This window comes from Periweissella fabaria, from assembly GCF_918814575.1.
Lineage (GTDB): Bacteria > Bacillota > Bacilli > Lactobacillales > Lactobacillaceae > Periweissella > Periweissella fabaria.
Genome location: NZ_CAKKNS010000001.1, coordinates 541152 through 563473, shown reverse-complemented (window position 1 = coordinate 563473; position 22322 = coordinate 541152). Strand labels below are relative to the sequence as shown.

Genomic DNA, 22322 nt, shown 5'->3' with positions numbered 1-22322 from the left:
CAGAGGCATTGTTGATAGTAGCAGTGTGAATTAAGGTGGTACCACGGATTAACATCCGTCCTTGTTTAAGGACGGATGTTTTTTTATTGTCATTTTTTGTCGGAGGAAGGAAATTTGCATAATATTTTACAGTATTTACCACAATTATTAGGAGCGGCTTTTAAATACACGTTGCCAATCGCGATTATCTCTTTTGTAATTGGGATGATTATTGCCTTGATCACGGCCTTAATTAGAATTTCAAACAAGCGGGGATTTGTCTTAGTTATCAAAGCAATTTTTCGTTTTTACGTATGGATTTTCCGGACAACACCGTTATTAGTCCAGTTATTCATTGTCTATTTTGGCTTACCATACTTAAAGATTGCAGGGATTGCGCCTGATGGTATTAAGTTAGCACCATTTACAGCCGGAATTTTAACATTTTCATTGAACACCGGAGCGTATTGTTCTGAGATTATCCGGGCGGCCATTATTGCAATTCCAAAAGGGCAGTGGGAAGCGGCAGCTACTATTGGCATGACGCGCCGACAAGCATTGCAACGAATTATCTTACCACAAGCATTACGAACATCTGTACCACCACTAGCTAACAGCTTTATCAGCTTAGTTAAAGATACGTCATTAGCGGCTTCCATAACGATTATTGAATTATTTGAAGTTAGTCAGCAGATTGCGGCGGCTAATTTTCAACCGTTGTTAATGTATTCTTTGGTGGCCATAATTTATGCGGTATTTTGTACCGTATTAACGTTTATACAAGGTTATCTTGAAAAAGTCACGTCCCGCTACACGATTGCCTAAAGGAGAAATACTGTGTTAAAACTAACCAATATCAATAAGACATTCGGTCAACATCAAGCGCTTAAAAATATTAATATCACCTTTAACGAGCATGAGACCACCGTCATTCTTGGACCATCCGGGTCTGGTAAATCAACCTTATTACGGTCACTTAACTTTTTAGAAAGACCTGAAAGTGGAACGTATGACTTTGATGGGACCGTCCTTGATCTAAGTAAGCACGTATCTGAAAAAGATATTTTTCGAATTCGCCGTGAAACGGAAATGGTTTTTCAAAACTATAATTTATTTCCACATTTAACAATCACTAAAAATATTACCGAAGGACCAGTACAAGTCCTAAAGCAACCTAAAGCAAGTGCCACCGAAAATGCACATGCTTTATTGGCCAAAGTCGGTTTGGCTGGGCATGAAAATAAGTATCCTAGCCAGTTATCAGGTGGGCAGGCCCAACGAGTAGCAATTGCGCGTTCATTGGCGATGAATCCCAAATACATTTTGTTAGATGAACCGACAAGTGCCTTGGATCCAGAATTGGAATTAGAAGTGTTAAAAGTATTAGTGACCATCGCCAAAGAAAAACGTTCGATGATTATCGTGACTCATAATATGGCGTTTGCGCAAAAAATTGCCGACAAGATTGTGTTTGTCGAAAACGGTGAAATTTTATTTGATGGACCTAAAGAAACCTTTTTCCATTCAGATAACCAACGGATCAATGATTTTATTTCGGCAATGACATTTACGGATATTTGATATTAATTGGAGGATAAAGCATGAAATTTAAAAAGCACATTTTTGCAGCGACCGCAATTATTACGGCCATCGTATTAGCTGGTTGTGGGAGTAATAAGCAAGGTTCTGCTAGTAAAGGGACTAGTTATCAAAGTGAACTCGTTAAAAAAGGTTCACTGACTATCGGTCTAGAAGGGACGTTTGCACCATATTCTTATCGGGATAATGGTAAATTAACTGGTTTTGAGGTTGAGTTGGGGAATGATATTGCGAAAAAGATCGGTGTTAAACCGGTATTTGTGCCAACTAAGTGGGATAGCTTAATCGCTGGTTTAGGTAGTGGTCGCTATGATGTTATTTTAAATAACATTAATAAGACCCCTCAGCGAGCGAAAGTATATGCCTTTGCCAACCCATATATTTATTCACGGTATGTCTTAATTAGCCGACATGATGAAAAGGGCTTCCAAACCGTCAATGATATTAAGGGTAAGAAACTTGTTGAAGGAACCGGAACGGATAACTTCAATGTCGCAACCAAATATGGGGCGACCGTTGTACCGAATGGTGATTTTCCAACAGCGCTTGGTTTAATACGGCAAGGACGCGTAGACGCAACGATTAATTCACGAGAAGCGTTCTTAGCATATGCCAAGAGTAATCCAACGAGTGATTTGAAATATGTTGATTTATCAAAGACCTTAACGCCAACTGCGGTGCAACCAATGTTGAATAAACAAGCCCCACAGCTATTAGCCAAAGTTAACACGGCCATTCAAGAGTTACGCCAAGACGGCACATTAACTAAATTATCAGAAAAATATTTCGGTAGTGATATTACCAAAGCCAACTAAAAGGAGCTGACAAGATGACAGAATTTAACACGAAATTAGTCCACGGAATTGATATTGATGACAATAATACTGGTGCCGTTATCATGCCAGTATATTCAGCCACAACATACCAATTTGCCAAGCCTAATGAATTACCACGTTGGGATTATGCCCGTTCCGGGAATCCGACCCGAGAATTTGTTGAAAAGCAAATCACCGAACTAGAAGGTGGTTACCAGGGCTTTGCCTTTTCATCAGGGATGGCAGCCATTCACGCAGTCTTTGCTACTTTTCGGCCAGGGGACCACATTATTATTTCAAACTCGATCTATGGTGGAACTTTCCGCTTGGTCAATGAATATTTAAAAGAGTTCGATATTGAATTTACCGAAGTTAATATTCAAGATTTAGCAGCAATTACGGCGGCCATTAAGCCTAATACGAAGGGGATTTATTTTGAAGTTGTTGATAATCCCTTGCTGCGAGTGGCTAGTGTTAAGCAAATTGCGGCAATTGCTAAGCAACATGCCATTACGACCATTGTCGATAATACGTTCCTAACTCCCTACTTACAACAACCATTAAAACTTGGGGCTAATATTGTTATTCACTCAGCGACTAAGTACTTAAACGGGCACTCTGATAATACGGCTGGTTTAGTTGTCGTCGATAGTGCAGCATTAGCTACGAAAGTTTACTTTACCCAAAATGCGATTGGTGGCACGTTATCTCCTGAAAATGCGAACTTGTTACGCCGTGGGATTCAGACATTATCAGTTCGGATGGATCGGCATTTAGCTAATACCCATCAGTTGGTTGAGTTCTTTAGTCACCAAAGCTATGTTAAAAAAGTCCACTATCCGGGCTTGCAAAATGACGCTAGTGACCAGATTGCTAACGAAGAGTTACGTGATGGGGGTGGTGTGGTGACGGTTACCTTTACCGATACGGTTGATGTGTCCGCAGCAATTGAAAAGCTCAAAATTTTTAAGCTAGCGGTGAGTTTGGGGTCAGTTGAAAGCTTGGTGGAAACACCATACAATATGTCACATGCTGAACTACCAGTAGCAGAACGTTTACGATTGGGGATTACACCACAATTAGTTCGCTTCGCGGTCGGGATTGAAGATGGGCATGATTTAGTTGCTGATATTGATCAAGCATTTACTAATTAAAAATAACAATTGTTTAAAGCAAAATTCCAGATGGACATGAATACCATGGCTAGCTGGAATTTTTTTGTTTTACAAAAGTGCATGAACTAGTGCGAGGGGGTTACCAATGTAGATAAAAAGTAAATATTACTTATCTTACGTATTATTTATGAAGCACATTTTACCAAAGATTACCAATTATTTACTTGAAATGCTAAAAGTTGTTGATATGTAAGGGTTTATAAATAAATAATTAATAACTTAAACGATACATTCAATTTACAAATATTAAAAACTACCATGCTAAGATTATTTTCAGTTAGTAAAGGAAGGAACCTGTTACATGGATTTGATTGAATTGAAACGTATTAACAAGCAGTATGAAAATAAAGAAAAGGTGATCGAAGATTTTGATTTGAATATCCAAAAAGGTGACTTTACGGTTTTTCTCGGACCTTCGGGATGTGGTAAGTCAACGTTATTACGAATGATTGCTGGATTAGAAAAGATTTCTGCTGGTGAACTTTTAATTAACGGTGAATTGCAAAATAATTTACCACCAAAAGAACGTGACATTGCGATGGTCTTCCAAAACTATGCCCTTTATCCGCACATGTCAGTTGAAAAGAATATGGGCTTTGGTTTAAAAATGCGGGGCATTGATAAACAAGTTATCAAACAAAAAGTCGCCGATGCCGCTAAAATTTTGAATTTAACTGATTATCTTGATAAATTCCCAGGGAACTTATCAGGTGGTCAACAACAACGGGTTGCGCTTGGTCGAGCAATTGTGCGTGAATCTGAAATTTACTTAATGGATGAACCATTATCAAACTTAGATGCCAAGTTACGAGCAGTTATGCGTGAAGAAATTGTAACGCTACACAATCAGATGGCTGCCACGACGATTTATGTGACCCATGATCAAACCGAAGCGATGACTATGGCTGATCGGATTGTGATCTTGAATCATGGTGATATTCAACAAATTGGGTCACCCAAAGAAGTTTACCAACGACCACAAAATATGTTTGTTGCGAGCTTTATTGGTATTCCACCAATGAATTTAATTCCGTTAAAAAATGTGGCGGGTAAATTTTATTTAGAAGATGCTGAACTAAGTTTGAAAGCAGATATTGACCAACAATTAGTTTTTGGGGTCCGTCCAGAGGATGCCTTTGTCGATGAAAGCGCACCATTGAAGATGAAAGTTACCTACATTGAAGACATGGGAGCTGATCGCTATGTGCACGGATTAGTTAATGGGACGAAGTTTACGTTACGTGACAGTTCCGTTAATGATTACCAAGTTGATCAAGAAATTGGGGTTGGGTTTACCGCCCAACAAGTTAGCTTCTTTGACCAAGTATCAACTAATCGGGTGGAGGATAACTTATGGAAATAAAGGCTAGCAAACGACAATTATTATTGTTTGTGGTTATTCCATTGCTCCCACTGATTGTCTTTTGGATTATTCCATTAATCGTTTCGCTGTGGTTAAGTTTCACTGACTGGAATTATATTAGTCCAACATTTAACTATGTTGGTATTAAAAATTACACGCAATTGTTCACCAGTCAAGAATTTAAACAAGCCCTTGCGCACACCGCATATTTTACGTTCTTTAGTGTTGTGCCAATAATTGTGTTGGGCTTCTTATTAGCGGTTGGTTTAAATAAACTAAAGCGCAGTTATAAATTTATTCAAGCTCTTTTATTTGCCCCATGGGTGACCCCATTGATTGGGATGTCAATTGTTTGGGGGTGGATCTTCAATAGTAAAGTTGGGCCGATTAACCAAATTTTACATCTCTTACACTTACCTGAACCCCAATGGTTAACCAATCCAACAGCAGCCATGTGGACCATCATTATTGTCACAATTTGGAAGAATGCAGGTTGGGCGGCGTTATTTTTCTCAGATGCCTTGGCAAAGATTCCCGCTAGTTTGTTTGAAGTATCCGACATGGAAGGGTTATCTTGGTGGCAAAAAATTTGGTATGTCTTAATTCCACTTGTATCACCAACAACGTTGTTTTTAGTAATTGTGATGATTTTGGAATGTCTACAAGCTTATGACCAGATTACGGTGTTAACACAAGGGGGTCCCGCGGGTTCAACGACCACCTTACTATACTTGTATTACCAATTAGGATTTAAACAATTCCAGATGGGTAGTGCTACCGCCTTATCAATTATTATTTTAGTTATCTCAGCAATTTTAGCTTACATTTCAATCCGCATGTCACGTAAGCATACTTACTACTAGGCATGGAGGTTTGTAATGAAAAAAGTCCAAAAAATTCAAGGCTATGTCCTGTTTATAATCTTACTAATCATTGGTCTTTTAATGGTTTATCCAATGATTTGGATGTTGGCTAGTTCGGTTAAGTCAGCTAATGAAATTTTGAATCAACCATTACAATTGATTCCCCGCACGTTGCATTTTGAAAATTTCACGAATGCACTAAAAGCAGCTCCATTTATGCAATGGCTCTGGAATAGTACATGGACGACTGTGGTGATTGTCTTTATGCAATTGTTCTTCTCAAGTTTGATTGCTTATGCCTTGACGCAGTTTAAGTTCATGGGGCGGAATGTTTTGTTTGCCATTATTTTGGCGACATACATGTTACCATCCGCTACAACTTACATTCCTAGTTACGTAATTTTAGGAAAAATGAACCTGATTAATTCATTAGTAGGGTTAGTAGTTTCCAACTTAGCCAATGTGTTTGTGATCTTCTTGTTACGTCAAAGTTTTATGTCAGTTCCAAAAGGGATTATCGAAGCTGCCCGTTCAGATGGAGCGAGCGAATGGACGATTCTTTGGCAAATTGTGGTACCAATGAATAAGAATTCGATTTTAAATGCAACGTTGATTGGCTTTATTACTAACTTTAATGGTTATCTATGGCCATCACTACTATTGAATGATACGAAAAAACAAGTCATTTCAGTAGGGTTGAATTCATTTTCAAATACCCAAGGAGCATTTAATCAGACATTCCCAATTATCATGGCCGGAACGACAATTGCCGTGGTGCCATTAATAATTGTCTATGTAATTTTACAAAAGTATTTTGTGCAGTCATCAAAAACATCAAGTATTAAAGGATAATAGGAGAATTATCAATATGCGTTTTAGTAAACGAACTTTAAAATACCTTGCACTTACTGTATCGGCTGCGTCAGCTTTAACGTTGATGGCTGGTTGTTCAAACGGCTCTGCCAATAACGCCGATAGTGGCAAACCAGTCCAAATTGAATTCTGGTATGGTTTAGGATCAGGTGCTGGTAAACAAATGCAACAAATGATTGCTGATTTTAATAAGTCACAAAAGCAAGTCGTTGTTAAAGGGGTGCAACAAGCCGATTACCCAACTACTTGGCAAAAAGTTCAAGCTGGTTTAGCAGCACATACGGCGCCAGCAGTCTTCTTAGCCCAATCAAATACAATTCAAGCATTTGGTGGTTCTAAAGGGGTTTTACGTGATTTGACACCAATGGTTAATCAAGCAAGTTTTAATAAAGCAGACTTCTTGCCAGTATTTACTAAAGATGACCAAATCAAAGGTGACACATATGCGGTTCCAGCATACGGAACCACGCAAATTGAATACTATAATGAAAAAGTTTTGAAAAAGGCTGGGGTTGATCCAAAAACGGCTTACTCAACTTGGCAAAACTTGGCAACTGCAAGTAAAGAAATAAAAGAAAAAGCGGGTGTTCCAAATGGTCACATGATCATGTGGGGCCCAGATAACCTTACTGATATGGCATTGAGTAATGGTGGTCAATTCTTGACAGCCGGTGGTAAGAAAGTTGCGATTAACTCTAAAGCGTGGGTGGAATCATGGGAATTTGCCCGCCAACAATTATTTGACACGAAGAACATGAGTACTATTTCAGGTGGTCAAGGTTGGACATACTGGTACAAAACAATTGATACGGTAATGCATGACCAAGCCGGTTCATACACTGGTTCATCAGGTGACCGAGCTAACTTGGACTTCTCATACATTAACGCTTTACCACAACCAGGCTTTAACAACAATCCAGCTAAACCACAAGCCCAAGCATTAAACATGGCAATTCCTAAATCAGCAACTGATGCGCAAGCTAAAGCGGCCTTCAAGTGGATTGAATACTTCACTAATAAAGAACGCCAAGCTCAATGGTCAGAAAAAATTGGTTACGTGCCTGTTCGTAAATCAGTTTCAGAAGATGCAAGTTACAAGAAGTTTGTAACAGCTAATCCATATGCGAACGTTGCCTTTGAACAAGCGCAAAATGCGTCACCAGAATTCATCGATCCAACTGGTGGTAAGATTTTAGCTGCTTTACAAAAGGCCGCTGATCAAGTTGAAATTCAAAACGTACCCGCTAAAAAGGCCTTGGATGAAGCTGCCAAAACAGCCCAACAAGCTTTAGATCAATCACTCGCAAGTAAATAATAATTTGGACGGCAGATAAATATGGTAGAGATTAAGTATCAAGTAACAGCAACCAACTCATTTGGTAGTTATGAATTTGATGTTAACGAAGATTTAGCACAAATTGAACTTAACTTGACGACAAGCCTTAAACCTTGGTATCACTTATTTGTGATTCATGAAGGTAAGCAAGTCGGACAAATCCTAATCACCCATAAACAAAATGCGCGCCAAGTGTTAATCGGAAAAACAGTCGCGACTTCAAGTGCGACTGTTTTTCCATCATTATCCTTGGTTGGCCATTGGGAGATTAAATTTTTTGCATCACAAATTGATGCCGAGATTGAAGAATTAACAATTTCACGAACAGATCATCTTAATGCACCGCTAGTTGATGGTGAAAGTCAGCAAGACGTTGTTCATGAACTGGCCAGTAATTTGAATAAGACTGGTTGGTTAAAAGGCGATTTTCATACCCATACGATTTACAGTGATGGGATGATGACCCGCCAAGCCAATCTTGAAAGTGCTAAAAACCAAGCGTTAGATTTCTTTGTTACCACCGAACATAATGTGGTAACGGCTTTATGGCCCCGCCAAGATGAAGTGGCGGTCTATGGTGGGTGTGAACTGACAACGCCATTTGGTCATACTAACTTTTTAGGAATTGATCGCCCCTTACTAGATGCAACTGGTATGCCAGGGTTTGTCGACGAACAGGCGCTAATGGCAGTTATTGAAGCTAATCAAGGTAATGGGATTATGTCAATTAATCATCCGTTTCTTGACCCATGGGCTTGGACACTTGACGTACCACTAGCATATGTTAGTTCCATGGAGTTGATTAATGATCCAACGTATCGGGATAATGATGCGGCAACGATTAAAGCGTTTGACCTCTGGAGTGCATTGTGGAACCATGGATGGCAAATTACCGGTATCGGTGGTTCAGATAGTCATTTACTTCCCGACGATAAGTATCCAGATGCTGACATGCCATCATTGATTGGCGATCCGGCTACGTATGTGTTTGTTGAAACCTTGACGCGGGATAATGTCTTAGTCGGTATTAAGGCTAAACATACGAAAGTTAGTCGTTTTGGTGAAATTAACTTAGTAAGTCAGGACAAAGGCGACATTTTACCTGGTGAACAACTGACAACCAATGTCCGTAACTTTGAACTCCAATTACCAGCAACAACGCCAGCCGGTTATCTAACTGAATGGATTTTAGATGGTACAGTTGTGGCGACATCAACTGACTTGACGTCAACATATACAATTACTAGTGATATTGATTTGAATGACTACCACTGGTTACGCGCAGATGTCAAAGACCAAAATGGGGTTCAACAAGCAACGTTTACGCCCGTCTTTTGGGGTCACCGGCAACCAACTATCACAACATATCAAGAGGTTTTAGTTAATGACTAAAGGGGTATTATTCGATAAGGATGGGACGTTGTTTGAATTTGATTCAATGTGGACGAATGCGATTGAAGAATTCATGCACCAAGTGCTAGTTAAAGCCGAGCATGCTGATCGTTTAGCACAAGCATTAGGGGTTAAAAATGGCCAAGTGCAACCTGATTCAGCATTATCATCGGGGACGATTAAAGACATCGCAACGGTATTATATGACAATGCTGTCTTTACCACGCACGATGCTGCCGAAGAATTTGTACGCGTATTTTTCCTGGAGTTTTTAAAAAAACATCTCGCACAATTAAAACCAATCGGGGATTTACGGGCATTAATGCAAGGATTACACAATGAAGATATTAAGGTTGGTATCGTTACATCAGATGACTACGAGGCAACTGTTATTAGCTTGGAACATGCCGGAATTGCCGATTTAGTTGATTTCATTGCTAGTGGTGATCGCTATCCACGCAAGCCAGATCCAGCACCATTAGTCGCATTTTGCCAACAATTTGGTTTGGAATTAAACGATGTAATAATGGTTGGTGATTCACGGATGGATTTAGAGTTAGGTAATGTTGGTAAAGGTGGGGTTGGGGTATTATCCGGTGTGGGTAGTGCCACAGAATTATCTGATCTGACAACAATGATTTATCCAGATGTGCAAGCAATTCCTTATACCGTCTTATTAAAATAGTTTTATTAAAGAAATTAGTCTAAACGGCTAATTTCTTTTTTGTACCATGCTAATTAGGTGAGATGGTAAAATTAGGCTAATAGATGTTGGTGGAGGTAACATGATGGGAAAAGGAATTCTGTTTGATAAGGATGGAACATTATTTGAGTTTGGGCCAATTTGGCTACAAGCCACGCTGGAATTTCTGGCGGCAGTAGATGCACGAACTCAAGATAATGAACAAGTAAAAATTGCTTTAGGGATGGTGGATGGCGAGTTATTAAGTGATTCCGCACTGACTTCGGGAACCCCAGGGGATGTTGCAGCCATATTAGTGGCGTATCATGCATTTGCAACCACCGACGAAGCAGAACAATTTGTAAAAGCATTTTTCTATGAATTTTTAGTGCAACATTTAGATAATGTTAAGCCCGTCGGGGACCTAATTGGTTTATTAACGCGACTTAAAGCGGAAGGGTATTATCTGGGCATTGCGACCTCTGATGAAACCAATTCGACGATGGCAACGTTGAAATATGCCAAGGTAGCTGAGTTATTTGATTTTATTGCGACGGCTGATGAATACCCAACTAAACCTAATCCGACGTCCTTAATTGCTTTTTGCAAACGCTATGGATTAGAATTAACTGATGTAATCGTTGTAGGTGATTCACGAATGGATATTCAGTTAGGTAACTTAGCAAAGGCGGGGGTAGCGGTGTTATCTGGTACTAGTCGAAGTGAGAACTTTACTGATTTAACAGAATACATTTATCCAACGATTCAAGAAATTCCGTATCAGCAAATTTTACCAACCGTAAATAATGTTTAAAGAATTTAGCGGATAACTTACAATAAATAAGCATTGATGCTAGGATATAACTATAATTTGAAATGAGGGTTAACGGATGCCACTTTTACGATTTGATTTGAATGCTAATGCTTGGTCAGATACACGGCGACGGCAAAAACTGCTTGATATTGCATATGACATAACGCTATCAGCTTTCGGTGCGCCTGAGGGTGATCGTTACCAAGTAGTAAACTTGCACCAACCAGAAGAATTGATCATTGAGGATACTGGTCTAGGTTTTAAACGGACGGAAGATGTCATTGTTTTATCAATTACCACCCGGCCACGAACAATTGTCGAGAAACAAACTTTTTATCGCGAGTTTGTGGCGGCCGTCAATGTTAAATTAGGAATTGCGGCAACTGATATTATGATTAACATGGTTGAAAATACAGATGCTGATTGGAGTTTTGCTAATGGAACGGCGCAATTTTTAACCGGCGAGCTTTAAGATATATTAGTGAGCAGATGATTTGTTTCTTTAACAAGTCCCCCGATATAATGGAAGCACAATTTAAAGGGGGACTACTAAAATGTCATTAGAAGAAAAATTAACAAATACAAAAGATCAAGTTACTGGTAAGGTTAAGGAAGTAACGGGCGAATTAACGGACAATCAAAAATTAGAAGCAGAAGGAAAAGCAGAAGGCCTCTTTGGTAAAGCTAAAGAAGCCCTAGCGGATGCTAAAGATAAGGCCTCTGAAAAGCTTGCTGACGTTTCAGAAGCAGTTGCTGAAAAATTTAATGATACCGTTGATGACCTCCGTGAAAAGAAAGCTGATCACGACGACAAAACCGACAAATAACTGAAAAATAGAGTACCGGCTAGCTTGGGCCGGTACTCTATTTTTGTTAGAAATTAAGTTTTTTATTGAGCAAAATTAAGTGTTTTAACTTAAGTAACAATGTTAAATGCTAATTTAAAAACTTTTTTATCTTTTTTTGTTTGTGAAGGTTGTAATTTGCTTGCTAGTGGAGTACTATAAGTGCATGGAGTTATTCCATATCTTCATGATTTTCCATCTAAAATATCTGTCCATAAATAAAAGGCCGTGAAATTATATTTCGTGGTCTTTTGTTTATGTAATAACAGGTTAACGATGTGCAAAAGATTAATCATGGTCCCATTTTTTACTAGGTGTGAAATGAAAATCGCACGACTAATCTTAGTTTGTTACTTGTTTTTCGTAAGCATATTCGCATAGTTATTAGACCAAAAAGGGTTATAATGGCATTGTCGATAGGTAACATTCATGCATGTTTGAAAGAAGGTTTTTAAATGGCTTATAAATCAATTAATCCTTATAATAACGAACTATTGCACAGTTATGACAATGCAACCGCTGATGAAGTTGAAACCGCAATTGCCCAAGGGCATGCGTTGTATAAACAATGGCGTAATGACGCTGTTAATTCACGCCAAGCCTTACTAAATAAGTTGGCGGACTACTTTGAAGCACACGAACAAGAACTTGCCGAAGTATTAACGAAAGAAATGGGTAAACGCATCGTTGAAGCCAAAGGTGAAGTTGCCTTGACGGCAATGATTGCCCGTTACTATGCTAAAAATGCCGAACAGATTTTACAACCCGCGCAAGTTGAATCTGTGATGGGGGATGCACAAATTATCAACCGCCCACTCGGAGTAATCTTAGCTGTTGAACCATGGAATTTCCCATACTACCAAATCATTCGGGTATTTGCCCCAAACTTTATGGCCGGTAATCCTGTGATTTTAAAGCACGCTGCTAATACACCAGGTTCAGCTGATGCTTTTGAAAAGGTTGTTGAAGCGATTGGTGCTCCAAAAGGCGCTTTCAAAAACCTCTTTGTAACGCATGATCAAATTGCGGATATTTTAGCCGATGATCGGGTCCAGGGATTAGCCTTTACGGGTTCAGAAGCGGGTGGTCGTATTTTAGCCAAAGAAGCCGGTGCTAACTTGAAGAAGAGTTCGCTTGAACTTGGGGGTAATGATGCGTTTATCATTTTAGATGATGCAAACTTTGTAGAACTTGATAAAATTATTGGTCAAGCCCGTTTATATAATGCTGGACAAGTCTGCACATCTTCAAAACGCTTTATTGTAACGAAGCAAAACTATCAAAAAGTACTCGCTTTATTAACTGAAAAATTTACGGGTGTGCATGTTGGTGATCCACTTGACCCCGCAACTAAGCTCGCCCCATTGAGCACCGTTAAAGCGAAAAAATTACTAGTTGAACAAGTTCAAAAAGCCCTTGATGGTGGTGCTAAGCTTGCTTTTGGGACGGTTGATACGGACTTAGAAACGGCGCATTTTGATCCGATTATTTTAACCAATGTGACTCCGGATAATCCAATGTATGATACAGAATTCTTTGGTCCGGTTGGTCAAGTCTATGAAGTAGCTGATGAGGCAGCCGCCATTAAATTAGCAAATGATTCACACTATGGTCTTAGCGGAATTGTCTTTAGCGGTGATGCTAAGCACGGTACTGAAGTGGCCAGCCAAATTGAAACAGGGGCGGTATTTGTTAACTCATACGGTGGAACATTGCCCGAATTGATCTTTGGTGGTGTTAAGAACTCTGGTTATGGTCGAGAACTTGGAGAAGAGGGGATTAAAACCTTTGTTAACCAAGAACTGATTGTTACACGCCAACAACCAATTGATCTAAATAATGCCGGTGGTGGATTTGTTTAAAAATAACGTATACCGCTGATATAAAACTAAAAAAGCCTGACTGCATGTAAAATATGCGGTCAGGCTTTTTAGATATGTGATTAGCAACGACGATTATGGTTTAAATTGAATGAAATTCGGTAACCGTTTCAATCGTATAGGTACTATTACCACTGAGTAATTTGGAGACGGGGCAACGTCCTTCAGCTTCTTTGACGAACGCTGTTGCAGTTGCAAAATCAACAGCGGGAATTCGGATCTGGACATGCACTAAAAATTCAAAAACTGCTCGTTGGCCAACAAAGGCAACATTGACGTGAACTTGCGCACTTTGTGGTACATGATGTTCGTTTTCAACCGCTTGTAAAGTAGCTTTGAGACAAGTGGCTAAAGACAGCCCCAATAATTGTTCCGGATTAGTCCCCGGATGGTCATTTAAAGGGTTACTTACTTGGATTTTAATTCCATCTGGAACGTAGGCGTGGCCTTCAAGACCTTCATCATTGATGGCAGTAGTTACATATAAGGGGTTTTCCCATCGCTTATCCATACAAAATCCTCCGACTTCTATTAAGTACCTTAATTTTAGATGAAAGCGCTAACAAAAACAATCGAAGCATAACAAATTGATTAAATCTTAACTAGTAATAATCATTTAAAATAATTTAATTTTTTTAATTGCAGATGGTTTACAAATGATGATGTACTATGTATAGTAGTACATGTAATATACATAAAAATAAGAAAGGTAGGGCTAACATGAATATCAACCCAACCGGTGGACGACCACTCTACGAACAGTTAATGTTTGGGATTAAACAAGATATTTTGTTAGGCATCTTGCGGCCTGGTGATAAATTACCATCAGTGCGTGAAATGGCCCAACAGCAACTTGTTAATCCAAATACCGTTGCGAAGGCCTATAAAGCTTTAGAAGGTCAAGGGGTAATTGATACAGTCCTTGGACGCGGAACCTTTGTTGCTCAAGAGTCCAGTGATTTAGGACCTGATCGACAACAAATGAATCAATTCAAACGCCAATTAAACGATTTACTGACGGAAGGAATGTATATCGGCTTATCACGGCAAGAAATTACTGATTTAATGAATGAATGGTATGGAGGGACACATGGAATTAACCGTTAATAATCTAAAAAAAGTGATTAATAATCACACCATCTTTGAAAATATTAATTTTAGTATCGCTCCTGGCCAAATTGTTGGGGTTGTTGGACGTAATGGGGTTGGTAAAACAACTTTATTTAAGACAATGACAGGCGTATATTTAGCGGATGCCGGCCAAGTATCAATTGATGAACAACCAATTGAGGACGAGTTGAACTTAAAACAAGATATATTCTTTGTTGATCCATTGAATAATTTCTACATTAACTACACGCCGATTGAGATTGCTAAGATGTATGCCATCACGTATTCTAAATTTAATCGTGATGAGTTTTTAGCAGCAGTCGCTAAACATAACTTGCCTATTAAACAACGTATTAAGAATTATTCGAAAGGGATGCAAGGACTCTTTAATGTCTTGCTGGCATTAGCGACGCGAGCCCAATTTATCATTTTAGATGAACCTTTTGATGGACTAGATGTTTTGATTCGTGAAAACGTTAAGCGTATTTTGATTAATGCGGTGCAATTAAACCAAATTAGTCTAATTATTTCATCACATAATCTCACAGAATTAGATACGCTAATTGATCGGGCGATTATTTTAAAAGATACAACCATCAGTAGTGAATATTCGTTGGAAAACTTGCGAGAAAATGCTCGTAAAATCCAATTGGTTTTCAAAGACGGCCTACCTGAAGAATTAAAGCGTTATGGGACGGTTGTTGAAGAACGTGGTCGCGTTTCCGTGATGATTTTTGAAAACTATACGCACGAAATTGATGAAAAAATTGCAATTTCAGCACCGTTACTTTATGAACAATTGCCACTTTCGTTGGAAGATATGTTCCGTTCGCAATTGGTAGACGAAGCTGATTTTATTCTTAAGAAATAGGAGTTATTATGAATATTTATAATTTATTATGGCGCCGGTATTATAAAACTCTCGTAACGGGCATGGTATTGATTTTGGGAATATTTATTTACCAAACAAGTTCACAAATTAATGAGTGGCACAGTACCAACCGCTTTATGCAGTCACAAACTTTCAAAGATGGCTATGCGAATGATTTAAAAGCATTAAATGGCTATGCGCATAAGACACAACGCCAACGTGAACGCATTAATGATAATCGGAATTTTATTTTGGCTGATAATGAAGCAAATCACCCGTTATCAGAAGCACAATTTGTTAAACGTGGTCTACAATTTTTCACACCATACGCTCACTTGCAGCCACATCCAAGCTATAGTTATCTTGAAAATGGTGGCATGCGGGATAACGGTTGGTTTGTCGCTGAAATGATTATTCCAATCGGGCTCATTTGTATTGTCGTGCTGATGTCTTTATTGGCAGAAGACAACGCCCAAAACTTCAATTTGTTCCTAGCAAGTACCCGCTTTAAACGTTCAAAGGTAATGTTAGCTAAAATGACACTGTTAGTTGGGCTACCAATTGTGGCGATTGCCCTTGGTTATGGAATTTATTTTGCAAGTGTCTACTTTGCAATCCCAACTGAGTACTACAACATTGGTAGTAAGGTGGCTGATTTTGGTCAATTATTTAATGCTTTTGGCTGGGGCTTATTTGCAAGTATGATAGTTTGTTTATCAAGTGTTGTTATTGGGAAGCGTTTTGGTAGTGCGATTTTGAGTACATTATTCTTGTTATCATTACAATTGTTATCACAAGCAATCGCACATACCATAGGCGTTAAGTACCAAGGTATGCATACATTTAATAAATTTATCCAATCACCACAAGTTGGGGTAGCATTAATCGTTGTTGCGCTAATCATTGCGGCAATAACAATGCGTGTCTTTAGTCATTTATCATTGGAAAGAAATGACCGCTTTGTGATGTTTAGTAAGTTTCGGTGGCCATTGTGGTGGATATCAGTTATCTATACCGGATATGTTTTCTTCGCAACTACAAGAGATGCAGGTACACCAACTGAAGCCAATATTATTGTAATTGTCTTATGGTTAGTGATTAACATTACGATGTATTACTTCATTTTTACGCCCCAAACACTCCGGCACCCATTCAAGTCAATTAATTAAAATAAAAAAGAACTAGCGCTTGCTAGTTCTTTTTTGTTGCCATTACTGGTAGAATTAATAGGATAGATTTAAACCGCTTTGCAGTATGCATAAGGGTCGTTAAATCCAGATAAATGATGGAAGATAGAAAGGACGGACTCGATAATGAACTTAGAAGAAATGCGAGAACGCCAAAAAAATATTCGGAACTTTAGTATTGTTGCCCATATCGATCACGGTAAATCAACAATTGCGGACCGAATTTTAGAATTAACACATACAGTTACTGCTCGGGAAATGCAAGATCAATTGCTTGATTCGATGGAATTGGAACGTGAACGTGGAATTACTATTAAGATGAACTCAGTTGAATTACATTATGATTCTGAAGATGGTGAAACATATATTTTCCACTTAATTGATACACCTGGACACGTTGATTTCCAATATGAAGTATCACGGGCTTTAGCAGCCGGTGAAGGCGCTGTTTTAGTTGTTGATGCGGCCCAAGGGGTTGAAGCACAAACATTATCAAATGTTTATTTAGCGTTGGATAATGATCTTGAAATTGTCCCATTGATTAACAAAATCGATTTACCAGCGGCGCAACCAGAAGTGGTCCGGGAAGAAATTGAAGATGTTATCGGAATTGATGCTTCCGAAGCAGTATTAGCTTCAGCTAAGCAAGGAATTGGGATTCAAGAATTACTTGAACAAATCGTTAAAACCGTTCCCGCACCTGATGGTGAACTTGATGCACCACTAAAAGCGTTGATTTTTGATTCAGCCTATGACCCATACCGTGGGGTTGTCTTGACAGTCCGGGTGCGTGAAGGGGTCGTTAAAGTTGGGGATAAGATTAAGATGATGCACTCTGGTGCTGAATATGAAGTGACTGAAGTAGGGGTTAACTCACCTAAAGCAGTCGCTCGTGATTTCTTAGGTGCCGGGGATGTTGGTTACATCACAGCCGCAATCAAAGATATTAAGAGCACGCAATCTGGGGATACAATTACGTTAGCTAATAATCCAGCTAGTGAACCATTGGAAGGGTACCGTCAAATGACGCCAATGGTGTACTCTGGGTTATACCCAACGGATAATGCTAAGTTTACTGATTTACGTGAAGCTTTGGAAAAGTTACAACTTAATGATGCGGCGTTAGAATTTGAGCCGGAAACATCACAAGCGTTGGGCTTTGGTTTCCGAACTGGTTTCTTGGGCTTGCTACACATGGATGTTATTCAAGAACGGTTGGAACGGGAGTTTGATTTAGACTTGATTACGACTGCGCCATCGGTAACGTACCATGTTACTAAGACTGATGGTGAACAAGTTGAGGTTTCAAACCCTGCCGAAATGCCAGAAGTATCAGCTATTCGCTTCATTGAGGAACCATATGTTCATGCAAGTATTATGGTGCCTAATGATTATGTTGGTACAGTTATGGAACTTGCCCAACGTAAACGGGGTGAATTTGACACCATGGATTATATTGATGCTGCCCGGGTCAATGTTAAGTACTACATGCCATTGTCAGAAATTATTTTTGATTTCTTTGATAAGTTAAAATCAGGTACACGTGGTTATGCTTCATTGGATTATGAACCAGCCGGCTACCGTCAAAGTGACTTGGTAACGATTGATATCTTGCTAAATGCTCAAAAAATTGATGCGCTTAGCTTCATTGTTCACCGGGACTTTGCGGCAGAACGGGGCCGGATTATTACTGGTAAATTAAAGAATATTATCCCTCGGCAAAACTTTGAAATTCCAGTCCAAGCAGCGATTGGTGCTAAAATTATTGCCCGGACTAATATTAAGGCTTACCGGAAAGACGTTACCTCAAAGATTCACACTGGGGATCCCGATCGTCGGGCGAAGTTGCTTGATAAGCAAAAGCGTGGTAAGGCTCGGATGAAGTCTGTCGGAACAGTTGAAGTACCACAAGAAGCCTTTATGGCGGTGCTTAAGACCGATGATGACGAGGATTTTAAAAAGGGTCATTAATCTACTTGCAATAAATGTTCAAACAAGTTATATTTATGTTTAATAACTGATGACTGAAGATAAAGAAAAGTACGGTAAAAGTTAGGTGCAGAAAATTGGTGGTTGCTGTGAACCAAGCTAACGATTACTTGAAAGACACTTTTGAAGTCCAGCTTAGGCTGCGTGTCCTCGCGTTACGAGGTAAGTAATAAACTAAGGTGGTACCGTGCTTTTTAGCGCCCTTACTGGCAATTTTGCTAGTGAGGGTGTTTTTTTGTCCAGTCGCTCATATAGAAAGGTAAAGCAATGGCTAAACAATCATTCCAAAAACCAAAAGGAACCGCAGATCTTTTGCCTGGTGACAGTCTTAAATGGCACTATGTTGAAGAAACCGCGCGGTTATTATTTAACAACTACCAATACAACGAAATTCGGACACCATTGTTTGAAAACTTTGAAGTTTTCTCACGTTCAGCCGGTGATACTTCCGATGTTGTGACTAAAGAAATGTACGATTTCCATGATAAAGGTGACCGACACATTGCATTACGTCCAGAAGGAACCGCTGGGGTTGTCCGGGCCTTTGTTGAAAACAAATTATTTGCTCCCGAACAAGTAAAACCTTACAAGGTATTTTACATCGGACCAATGTTTCGTTATGAACGTCCTCAAGCTGGCCGGATGCGTCAATTCCACCAAATCGGGGTCGAAGCTTTTGGGGCTGACTCACCAGCTTTAGATGCTGAAGTGATTGCTATGGCAATTGATTTCTTCCAATCATTAGGCTTAACAAGCTTAAAAGTAGCGGTTAATACATTGGGGGATGCTGAATCACGGGCTGCTTACCGCCAAGCATTGATTGATTACTTAGAACCACACGCAGCGGAATTAAGTGCTGATTCACAAGAACGCTTGCACAAAAATCCATTACGTGTGTTAGATTCAAAAGATGCCAAAGACCAAGCATTTGTTGCAAACGCACCATCAATCTTAGATTACTTAACACCCGCAGCACAAACGCACTGGGATAAGTTAAAAACAATGCTTGATGCACTTGGTTTGGATTATGAAATTGATGCATCAATGGTGCGTGGTTTGGATTACTACAACCACACAATTTTTGAAATCATGACTAATTCAAAAGCACTTGGTCACGGTTGGACAACTATCTCTGGTGGTGGTCGTTACAATGGCTTGGTTGAAGAACTTGGTGGCCCTGAAACATCAGGAATTGGTTTTGGGATTGGTTTAGAACGTTTGATGCTCTTGCTTGAAAGCGAACAAACACCATTGCCTGAAGTTGAACCACTTGATTTTTATGTGGCAAATATTGGTGAAGAAACTGATGTCGAAGCCTTGAAGTTAGTCCAAGGGATCCGTTCATACGGTTACACCGCTGAACGAGATTACTTAGACCGCAAACCAAAGGCGCAATTTAAAGCTGCTGACCGGTTAAATGCCTTATACGTAGTAACAATCGGTCCAGATGAATTAGCTAACCAAGAAGTTAACTTGAAAAACATGGAAACTGGTGAACAAGTTAAAGTACCATTGGCTAAAATTTACACAGAATTACCATTTTTAATTGAAAATGAAGAAGATGCATTGGCTAACTTAGCCGATGACGCAGAGTAGGAGATTAGTTATGAAACGGACAACATATGCGGGATTGGTTGATGAATCATTTGTCGGCCAAGAAGTTGTATTAAAAGGATGGGTACAAAAACGGCGTGATTTGGGCGCTTTAATTTTTATTTCTTTACGTGACCGTGAAGGAATTGTCCAATTAGTATTTTCTGAAGAATTTAGTGCGGATGCCTTGGCAGTTGCTGATCAAATGCGTTCAGAATACGTCATTGAAATTCAAGGAACTGTTAAAGCGCGGGATGCTAAGACCATCAATGCTGATATGAAAACTGGTAAAGTTGAAGTTGAAGTCCACGGTGCTAAGATCTTGGCAGAAGCCAAAACAGCCCCATTTGATATTGAAGATGAAATCAGTGTTTCTGATGAATTACGGTTAAAATACCGTTACTTGGATTTACGCCGGCCAGTAATGCAACGTAATATTTTGATGCGGTCAAAGATTACCAAGGCAACGCATGATTTCCTTGATGGTGAAGGCTTTATTGATATTGAAACACCATACCTTGCTAAATCAACACCTGAAGGAGCGCGTGATTACTTAGTACCTTCACGGGTTTACCCAGGTAGTTTCTATGCCTTACCACAATCACCCCAATTGTTTAAGCAATTGTTGATGGGGGCTGGTTTTGATCGTTACTACCAAGTTGCGCGGGCCTTTCGTGATGAAGATTTACGTGGTGACCGTCAACCAGAATTTACCCAACTTGATGTGGAAATGTCATTTATGGACCAAGATGAAATTCGTGAATTAGTTGGTCGTTGGGTTGCGCGGATTATGCAAGACGCAGCGGGGGTAACCGTTGATCCAGCTGCCTTCCCAGTTCTTGAATGGGCTGAAGCGATGGAACGTTTCGGAACAGATAAGCCTGATTTACGAATTGCCTACGAATTAGTTAGTTTGAATGAAATCGCTGCTAAATCAGAATTTGGGGTCTTTGCAAACACCGTTGCTAATGGTGGTGTCGTGAAAGGGATTACCGTGCCTGGCGGAGCTGATCACTACTCTCGTAAAGATTTAGACAAGTACACCCAATACATCGAACGCTTCGGTGCTAAGGGGCTTGCGTGGGTTAAAGTTACGGAAGAGGGTTTCAACGGCCCAGTGGCGAAGTTCTTGAACACGCAATTTGCTGAAATCACAGCCGCAATGGATGCTAAAGTGGGTGACTTACTACTCTTTGTCGCTGCTAAAGCTGATGTTGTCGCAGGTAGTCTTGATTACTTACGTCGTGATACGGCCAAAACACTTGGCTTGATTGATGAATCAAAATGGGGCTTTGCTTGGATTGTTAACTGGCCACTCTTTGAACATCAAGAAGAAGATGACCGTTGGATTGCGGCTCACCACCCATTCACAATGCCTAATGAAGAAGATTTACACTTCTTTAACGAAGGTGAAGATCCGCACCAAGCCCATGCCCAAAGCTATGACTTAGTGTTGAATGGTTACGAACTTGGTTCTGGCTCAATTCGTATTCACACAATGGACATTCAAGAAAAAATGCTCAAAGCACTTGGGTTTACAGCAGAATCAGCGCATGAAGCGTTTGGTTTCTTGCTTGATGCCATGGAATTTGGGTTCCCACCACTTGGTGGAATCGCCCTTGGACTTGACCGTTTAGCAATGATTCTTGCTGGTCAAGACAACATTCGTGAAGTGATTGCCTTCCCTAAAAATAGTAAGGCTTCTGAACCAATGACTGAAGCACCCCAACCAGTTTCAAAACAACAAATTGAAATTGATTTAGGTTTGAAAGCACCAGTGTATGCTGAAAATGATCAACCTAACATGGCTGAAGAATAATTTTGAGTGTGCTAATCGCTCTGTAAATACATGATAAAACTAGAAAAAGGCCTGAATTGTTAAAAATTCAGGCCTTTTTTTATTGGCTGCTAAGCACCGTTTGAGAGGGGGGTGTTTACTACAATGTTCGGATTTTA

The 22322-nt window shown here is 39.6% G+C and carries 21 protein-coding genes and 1 other annotated feature (1 of these 22 only partly in view); of the genes, 20 read left to right on the top strand and 1 reads right to left on the bottom strand.

Annotation, left to right across the window (positions count from 1 at the left end; genetic code table 11):
- Positions 1 to 66 (top strand) — a binding site (T-box leader); it begins 205 nt to the left of the window's first position.
- 48 nt (positions 67 to 114) lie between these two features.
- The 14 genes from LQZ75_RS02795 (at position 115) to LQZ75_RS02730 (ending at position 13598) form a co-directional block, all read left to right on the top strand.
- Positions 115 to 804, top strand: coding sequence for an amino acid ABC transporter permease (locus LQZ75_RS02795; RefSeq protein WP_230096327.1), 690 nt, complete (start codon positions 115 to 117; stop codon positions 802 to 804).
- Between the two features lie 12 nt (positions 805 to 816).
- Positions 817 to 1560, top strand: coding sequence for an amino acid ABC transporter ATP-binding protein (locus LQZ75_RS02790; protein WP_230096326.1), 744 nt, complete (start codon positions 817 to 819; stop codon positions 1558 to 1560).
- A 20-nt stretch (positions 1561 to 1580) separates the two neighbouring features.
- The gene (locus tag LQZ75_RS02785) at positions 1581 to 2393 is read left to right on the top strand and encodes a transporter substrate-binding domain-containing protein (protein ID WP_230096325.1); all 813 of its coding nucleotides are present in this window, start codon (positions 1581 to 1583) and stop codon (positions 2391 to 2393) included.
- A gap of 14 nt (positions 2394 to 2407) precedes the next feature.
- Positions 2408 to 3547, top strand: coding sequence for a trans-sulfuration enzyme family protein (locus LQZ75_RS02780; protein WP_230096324.1), 1140 nt, complete (start codon positions 2408 to 2410; stop codon positions 3545 to 3547).
- 322 nt (positions 3548 to 3869) lie between these two features.
- A complete protein-coding gene (locus tag LQZ75_RS02775; RefSeq protein ID WP_230096323.1) occupies positions 3870 to 4931 on the top strand; it encodes an ABC transporter ATP-binding protein in 1062 nt (353 codons plus the stop codon).
- On the top strand, positions 4922 to 5794 hold the full coding sequence (locus LQZ75_RS02770; protein ID WP_230096322.1) for a carbohydrate ABC transporter permease: 873 nt from the start codon (positions 4922 to 4924) through the stop codon (positions 5792 to 5794). The genes LQZ75_RS02775 and LQZ75_RS02770 overlap by 10 nt, the downstream gene beginning before the upstream one ends.
- A 15-nt stretch (positions 5795 to 5809) precedes the next feature.
- The gene (locus tag LQZ75_RS02765) at positions 5810 to 6646 is read left to right on the top strand and encodes a carbohydrate ABC transporter permease (protein WP_230096321.1); all 837 of its coding nucleotides are present in this window, start codon (positions 5810 to 5812) and stop codon (positions 6644 to 6646) included.
- A gap of 16 nt (positions 6647 to 6662) precedes the next feature.
- Positions 6663 to 7982 carry an extracellular solute-binding protein gene (locus tag LQZ75_RS02760; RefSeq protein WP_230096320.1) on the top strand — a complete coding sequence of 440 codons (1320 nt, stop codon included), beginning with the start codon at positions 6663 to 6665 and terminating at the stop codon, positions 7980 to 7982.
- Between the two features lie 21 nt (positions 7983 to 8003).
- The gene (locus tag LQZ75_RS02755; RefSeq protein WP_230096319.1) at positions 8004 to 9395 is read left to right on the top strand and encodes a CehA/McbA family metallohydrolase; all 1392 of its coding nucleotides are present in this window, start codon (positions 8004 to 8006) and stop codon (positions 9393 to 9395) included.
- Positions 9388 to 10080 (top strand): HAD family hydrolase, encoded by a 693-nt coding sequence (locus tag LQZ75_RS02750; RefSeq protein WP_230096318.1) that lies wholly within the window; start codon positions 9388 to 9390, stop codon positions 10078 to 10080. Before LQZ75_RS02755 ends, LQZ75_RS02750 begins: the two co-directional genes overlap by 8 nt.
- A gap of 100 nt (positions 10081 to 10180) precedes the next feature.
- Complete coding sequence (locus LQZ75_RS02745; protein ID WP_230096317.1) at positions 10181 to 10891, top strand: HAD family hydrolase; 711 nt, start codon at positions 10181 to 10183, stop codon at positions 10889 to 10891.
- A 76-nt stretch (positions 10892 to 10967) separates the two neighbouring features.
- Positions 10968 to 11363 (top strand): tautomerase family protein, encoded by a 396-nt coding sequence (locus LQZ75_RS02740; RefSeq protein WP_230096316.1) that lies wholly within the window; start codon positions 10968 to 10970, stop codon positions 11361 to 11363.
- Positions 11364 to 11445: 82 nt separating this feature from the next.
- A complete protein-coding gene (locus tag LQZ75_RS02735; RefSeq protein ID WP_230096315.1) occupies positions 11446 to 11718 on the top strand; it encodes a CsbD family protein in 273 nt (90 codons plus the stop codon).
- A 473-nt stretch (positions 11719 to 12191) separates the two neighbouring features.
- A complete protein-coding gene (locus LQZ75_RS02730) occupies positions 12192 to 13598 on the top strand; it encodes an NAD-dependent succinate-semialdehyde dehydrogenase (protein ID WP_230096314.1) in 1407 nt (468 codons plus the stop codon).
- 100 nt (positions 13599 to 13698) lie between these two features.
- On the opposite strand, the gene LQZ75_RS02725 is transcribed toward LQZ75_RS02730, so the two are convergent.
- Positions 13699 to 14127: an OsmC family protein gene (locus LQZ75_RS02725; protein ID WP_230096313.1), complete on the bottom strand. Its 429-nt coding sequence runs from the start codon at positions 14125 to 14127 to the stop codon at positions 13699 to 13701.
- Between the two features lie 209 nt (positions 14128 to 14336).
- Here LQZ75_RS02725 and LQZ75_RS02720 point away from each other — a divergent pair, with 209 nt between their 5' ends.
- The 6 genes from LQZ75_RS02720 (at position 14337) to aspS (ending at position 22185) form a co-directional block, all read left to right on the top strand.
- A complete protein-coding gene (locus LQZ75_RS02720; protein WP_230096312.1) occupies positions 14337 to 14723 on the top strand; it encodes a GntR family transcriptional regulator in 387 nt (128 codons plus the stop codon).
- Complete coding sequence (locus LQZ75_RS02715; RefSeq protein ID WP_230096311.1) at positions 14707 to 15597, top strand: ATP-binding cassette domain-containing protein; 891 nt, start codon at positions 14707 to 14709, stop codon at positions 15595 to 15597. Before LQZ75_RS02720 ends, LQZ75_RS02715 begins: the two co-directional genes overlap by 17 nt.
- Positions 15598 to 15605: 8 nt before the next feature.
- Positions 15606 to 16766: an ABC-2 family transporter permease gene (locus tag LQZ75_RS02710; RefSeq protein ID WP_230096310.1), complete on the top strand. Its 1161-nt coding sequence runs from the start codon at positions 15606 to 15608 to the stop codon at positions 16764 to 16766.
- A gap of 144 nt (positions 16767 to 16910) precedes the next feature.
- Entirely contained in the window at positions 16911 to 18755 is a 1845-nt protein-coding gene (lepA, locus tag LQZ75_RS02705; RefSeq protein WP_230096309.1) for a translation elongation factor 4, read from the top strand.
- 285 nt (positions 18756 to 19040) lie between these two features.
- Positions 19041 to 20369 carry a histidine--tRNA ligase gene (hisS, locus tag LQZ75_RS02700; protein WP_230096308.1) on the top strand — a complete coding sequence of 443 codons (1329 nt, stop codon included), beginning with the start codon at positions 19041 to 19043 and terminating at the stop codon, positions 20367 to 20369.
- 10 nt (positions 20370 to 20379) lie between these two features.
- Positions 20380 to 22185 (top strand): aspartate--tRNA ligase, encoded by a 1806-nt coding sequence (gene aspS, locus LQZ75_RS02695; RefSeq protein ID WP_230096307.1) that lies wholly within the window; start codon positions 20380 to 20382, stop codon positions 22183 to 22185.
- Positions 22186 to 22322: the final 137 nt, after the last annotated feature.

What these genes read in the sequence shown, in the direction of transcription:
- LQZ75_RS02745 (WP_230096317.1), top strand. Translation starts at nt 10,181, where the DNA reads ATGATGGGAAAAGGAATTCTGTTTGATAAGGATGGAACATTATTTGAG.
- lepA (WP_230096309.1), top strand. Translation starts at nt 16,911, where the DNA reads ATGAACTTAGAAGAAATGCGAGAACGCCAAAAAAATATTCGGAACTTT.
- LQZ75_RS02750 (WP_230096318.1), top strand. Translation starts at nt 9,388, where the DNA reads ATGACTAAAGGGGTATTATTCGATAAGGATGGGACGTTGTTTGAATTT.
- LQZ75_RS02715 (WP_230096311.1), top strand. Translation starts at nt 14,707, where the DNA reads ATGGAATTAACCGTTAATAATCTAAAAAAAGTGATTAATAATCACACC.
- LQZ75_RS02760 (WP_230096320.1), top strand. Translation starts at nt 6,663, where the DNA reads ATGCGTTTTAGTAAACGAACTTTAAAATACCTTGCACTTACTGTATCG.
- LQZ75_RS02785 (WP_230096325.1), top strand. Translation starts at nt 1,581, where the DNA reads ATGAAATTTAAAAAGCACATTTTTGCAGCGACCGCAATTATTACGGCC.
- LQZ75_RS02740 (WP_230096316.1), top strand. Translation starts at nt 10,968, where the DNA reads ATGCCACTTTTACGATTTGATTTGAATGCTAATGCTTGGTCAGATACA.
- LQZ75_RS02755 (WP_230096319.1), top strand. Translation starts at nt 8,004, where the DNA reads ATGGTAGAGATTAAGTATCAAGTAACAGCAACCAACTCATTTGGTAGT.
- LQZ75_RS02780 (WP_230096324.1), top strand. Translation starts at nt 2,408, where the DNA reads ATGACAGAATTTAACACGAAATTAGTCCACGGAATTGATATTGATGAC.
- LQZ75_RS02725 (WP_230096313.1), bottom strand. Translation starts at nt 14,127, where the DNA reads ATGGATAAGCGATGGGAAAACCCCTTATATGTAACTACTGCCATCAAT.
- aspS (WP_230096307.1), top strand. Translation starts at nt 20,380, where the DNA reads ATGAAACGGACAACATATGCGGGATTGGTTGATGAATCATTTGTCGGC.
- LQZ75_RS02730 (WP_230096314.1), top strand. Translation starts at nt 12,192, where the DNA reads ATGGCTTATAAATCAATTAATCCTTATAATAACGAACTATTGCACAGT.
- LQZ75_RS02770 (WP_230096322.1), top strand. Translation starts at nt 4,922, where the DNA reads ATGGAAATAAAGGCTAGCAAACGACAATTATTATTGTTTGTGGTTATT.
- LQZ75_RS02735 (WP_230096315.1), top strand. Translation starts at nt 11,446, where the DNA reads ATGTCATTAGAAGAAAAATTAACAAATACAAAAGATCAAGTTACTGGT.
- LQZ75_RS02720 (WP_230096312.1), top strand. Translation starts at nt 14,337, where the DNA reads ATGAATATCAACCCAACCGGTGGACGACCACTCTACGAACAGTTAATG.
- LQZ75_RS02775 (WP_230096323.1), top strand. Translation starts at nt 3,870, where the DNA reads ATGGATTTGATTGAATTGAAACGTATTAACAAGCAGTATGAAAATAAA.
- hisS (WP_230096308.1), top strand. Translation starts at nt 19,041, where the DNA reads ATGGCTAAACAATCATTCCAAAAACCAAAAGGAACCGCAGATCTTTTG.
- LQZ75_RS02710 (WP_230096310.1), top strand. Translation starts at nt 15,606, where the DNA reads ATGAATATTTATAATTTATTATGGCGCCGGTATTATAAAACTCTCGTA.
- LQZ75_RS02765 (WP_230096321.1), top strand. Translation starts at nt 5,810, where the DNA reads ATGAAAAAAGTCCAAAAAATTCAAGGCTATGTCCTGTTTATAATCTTA.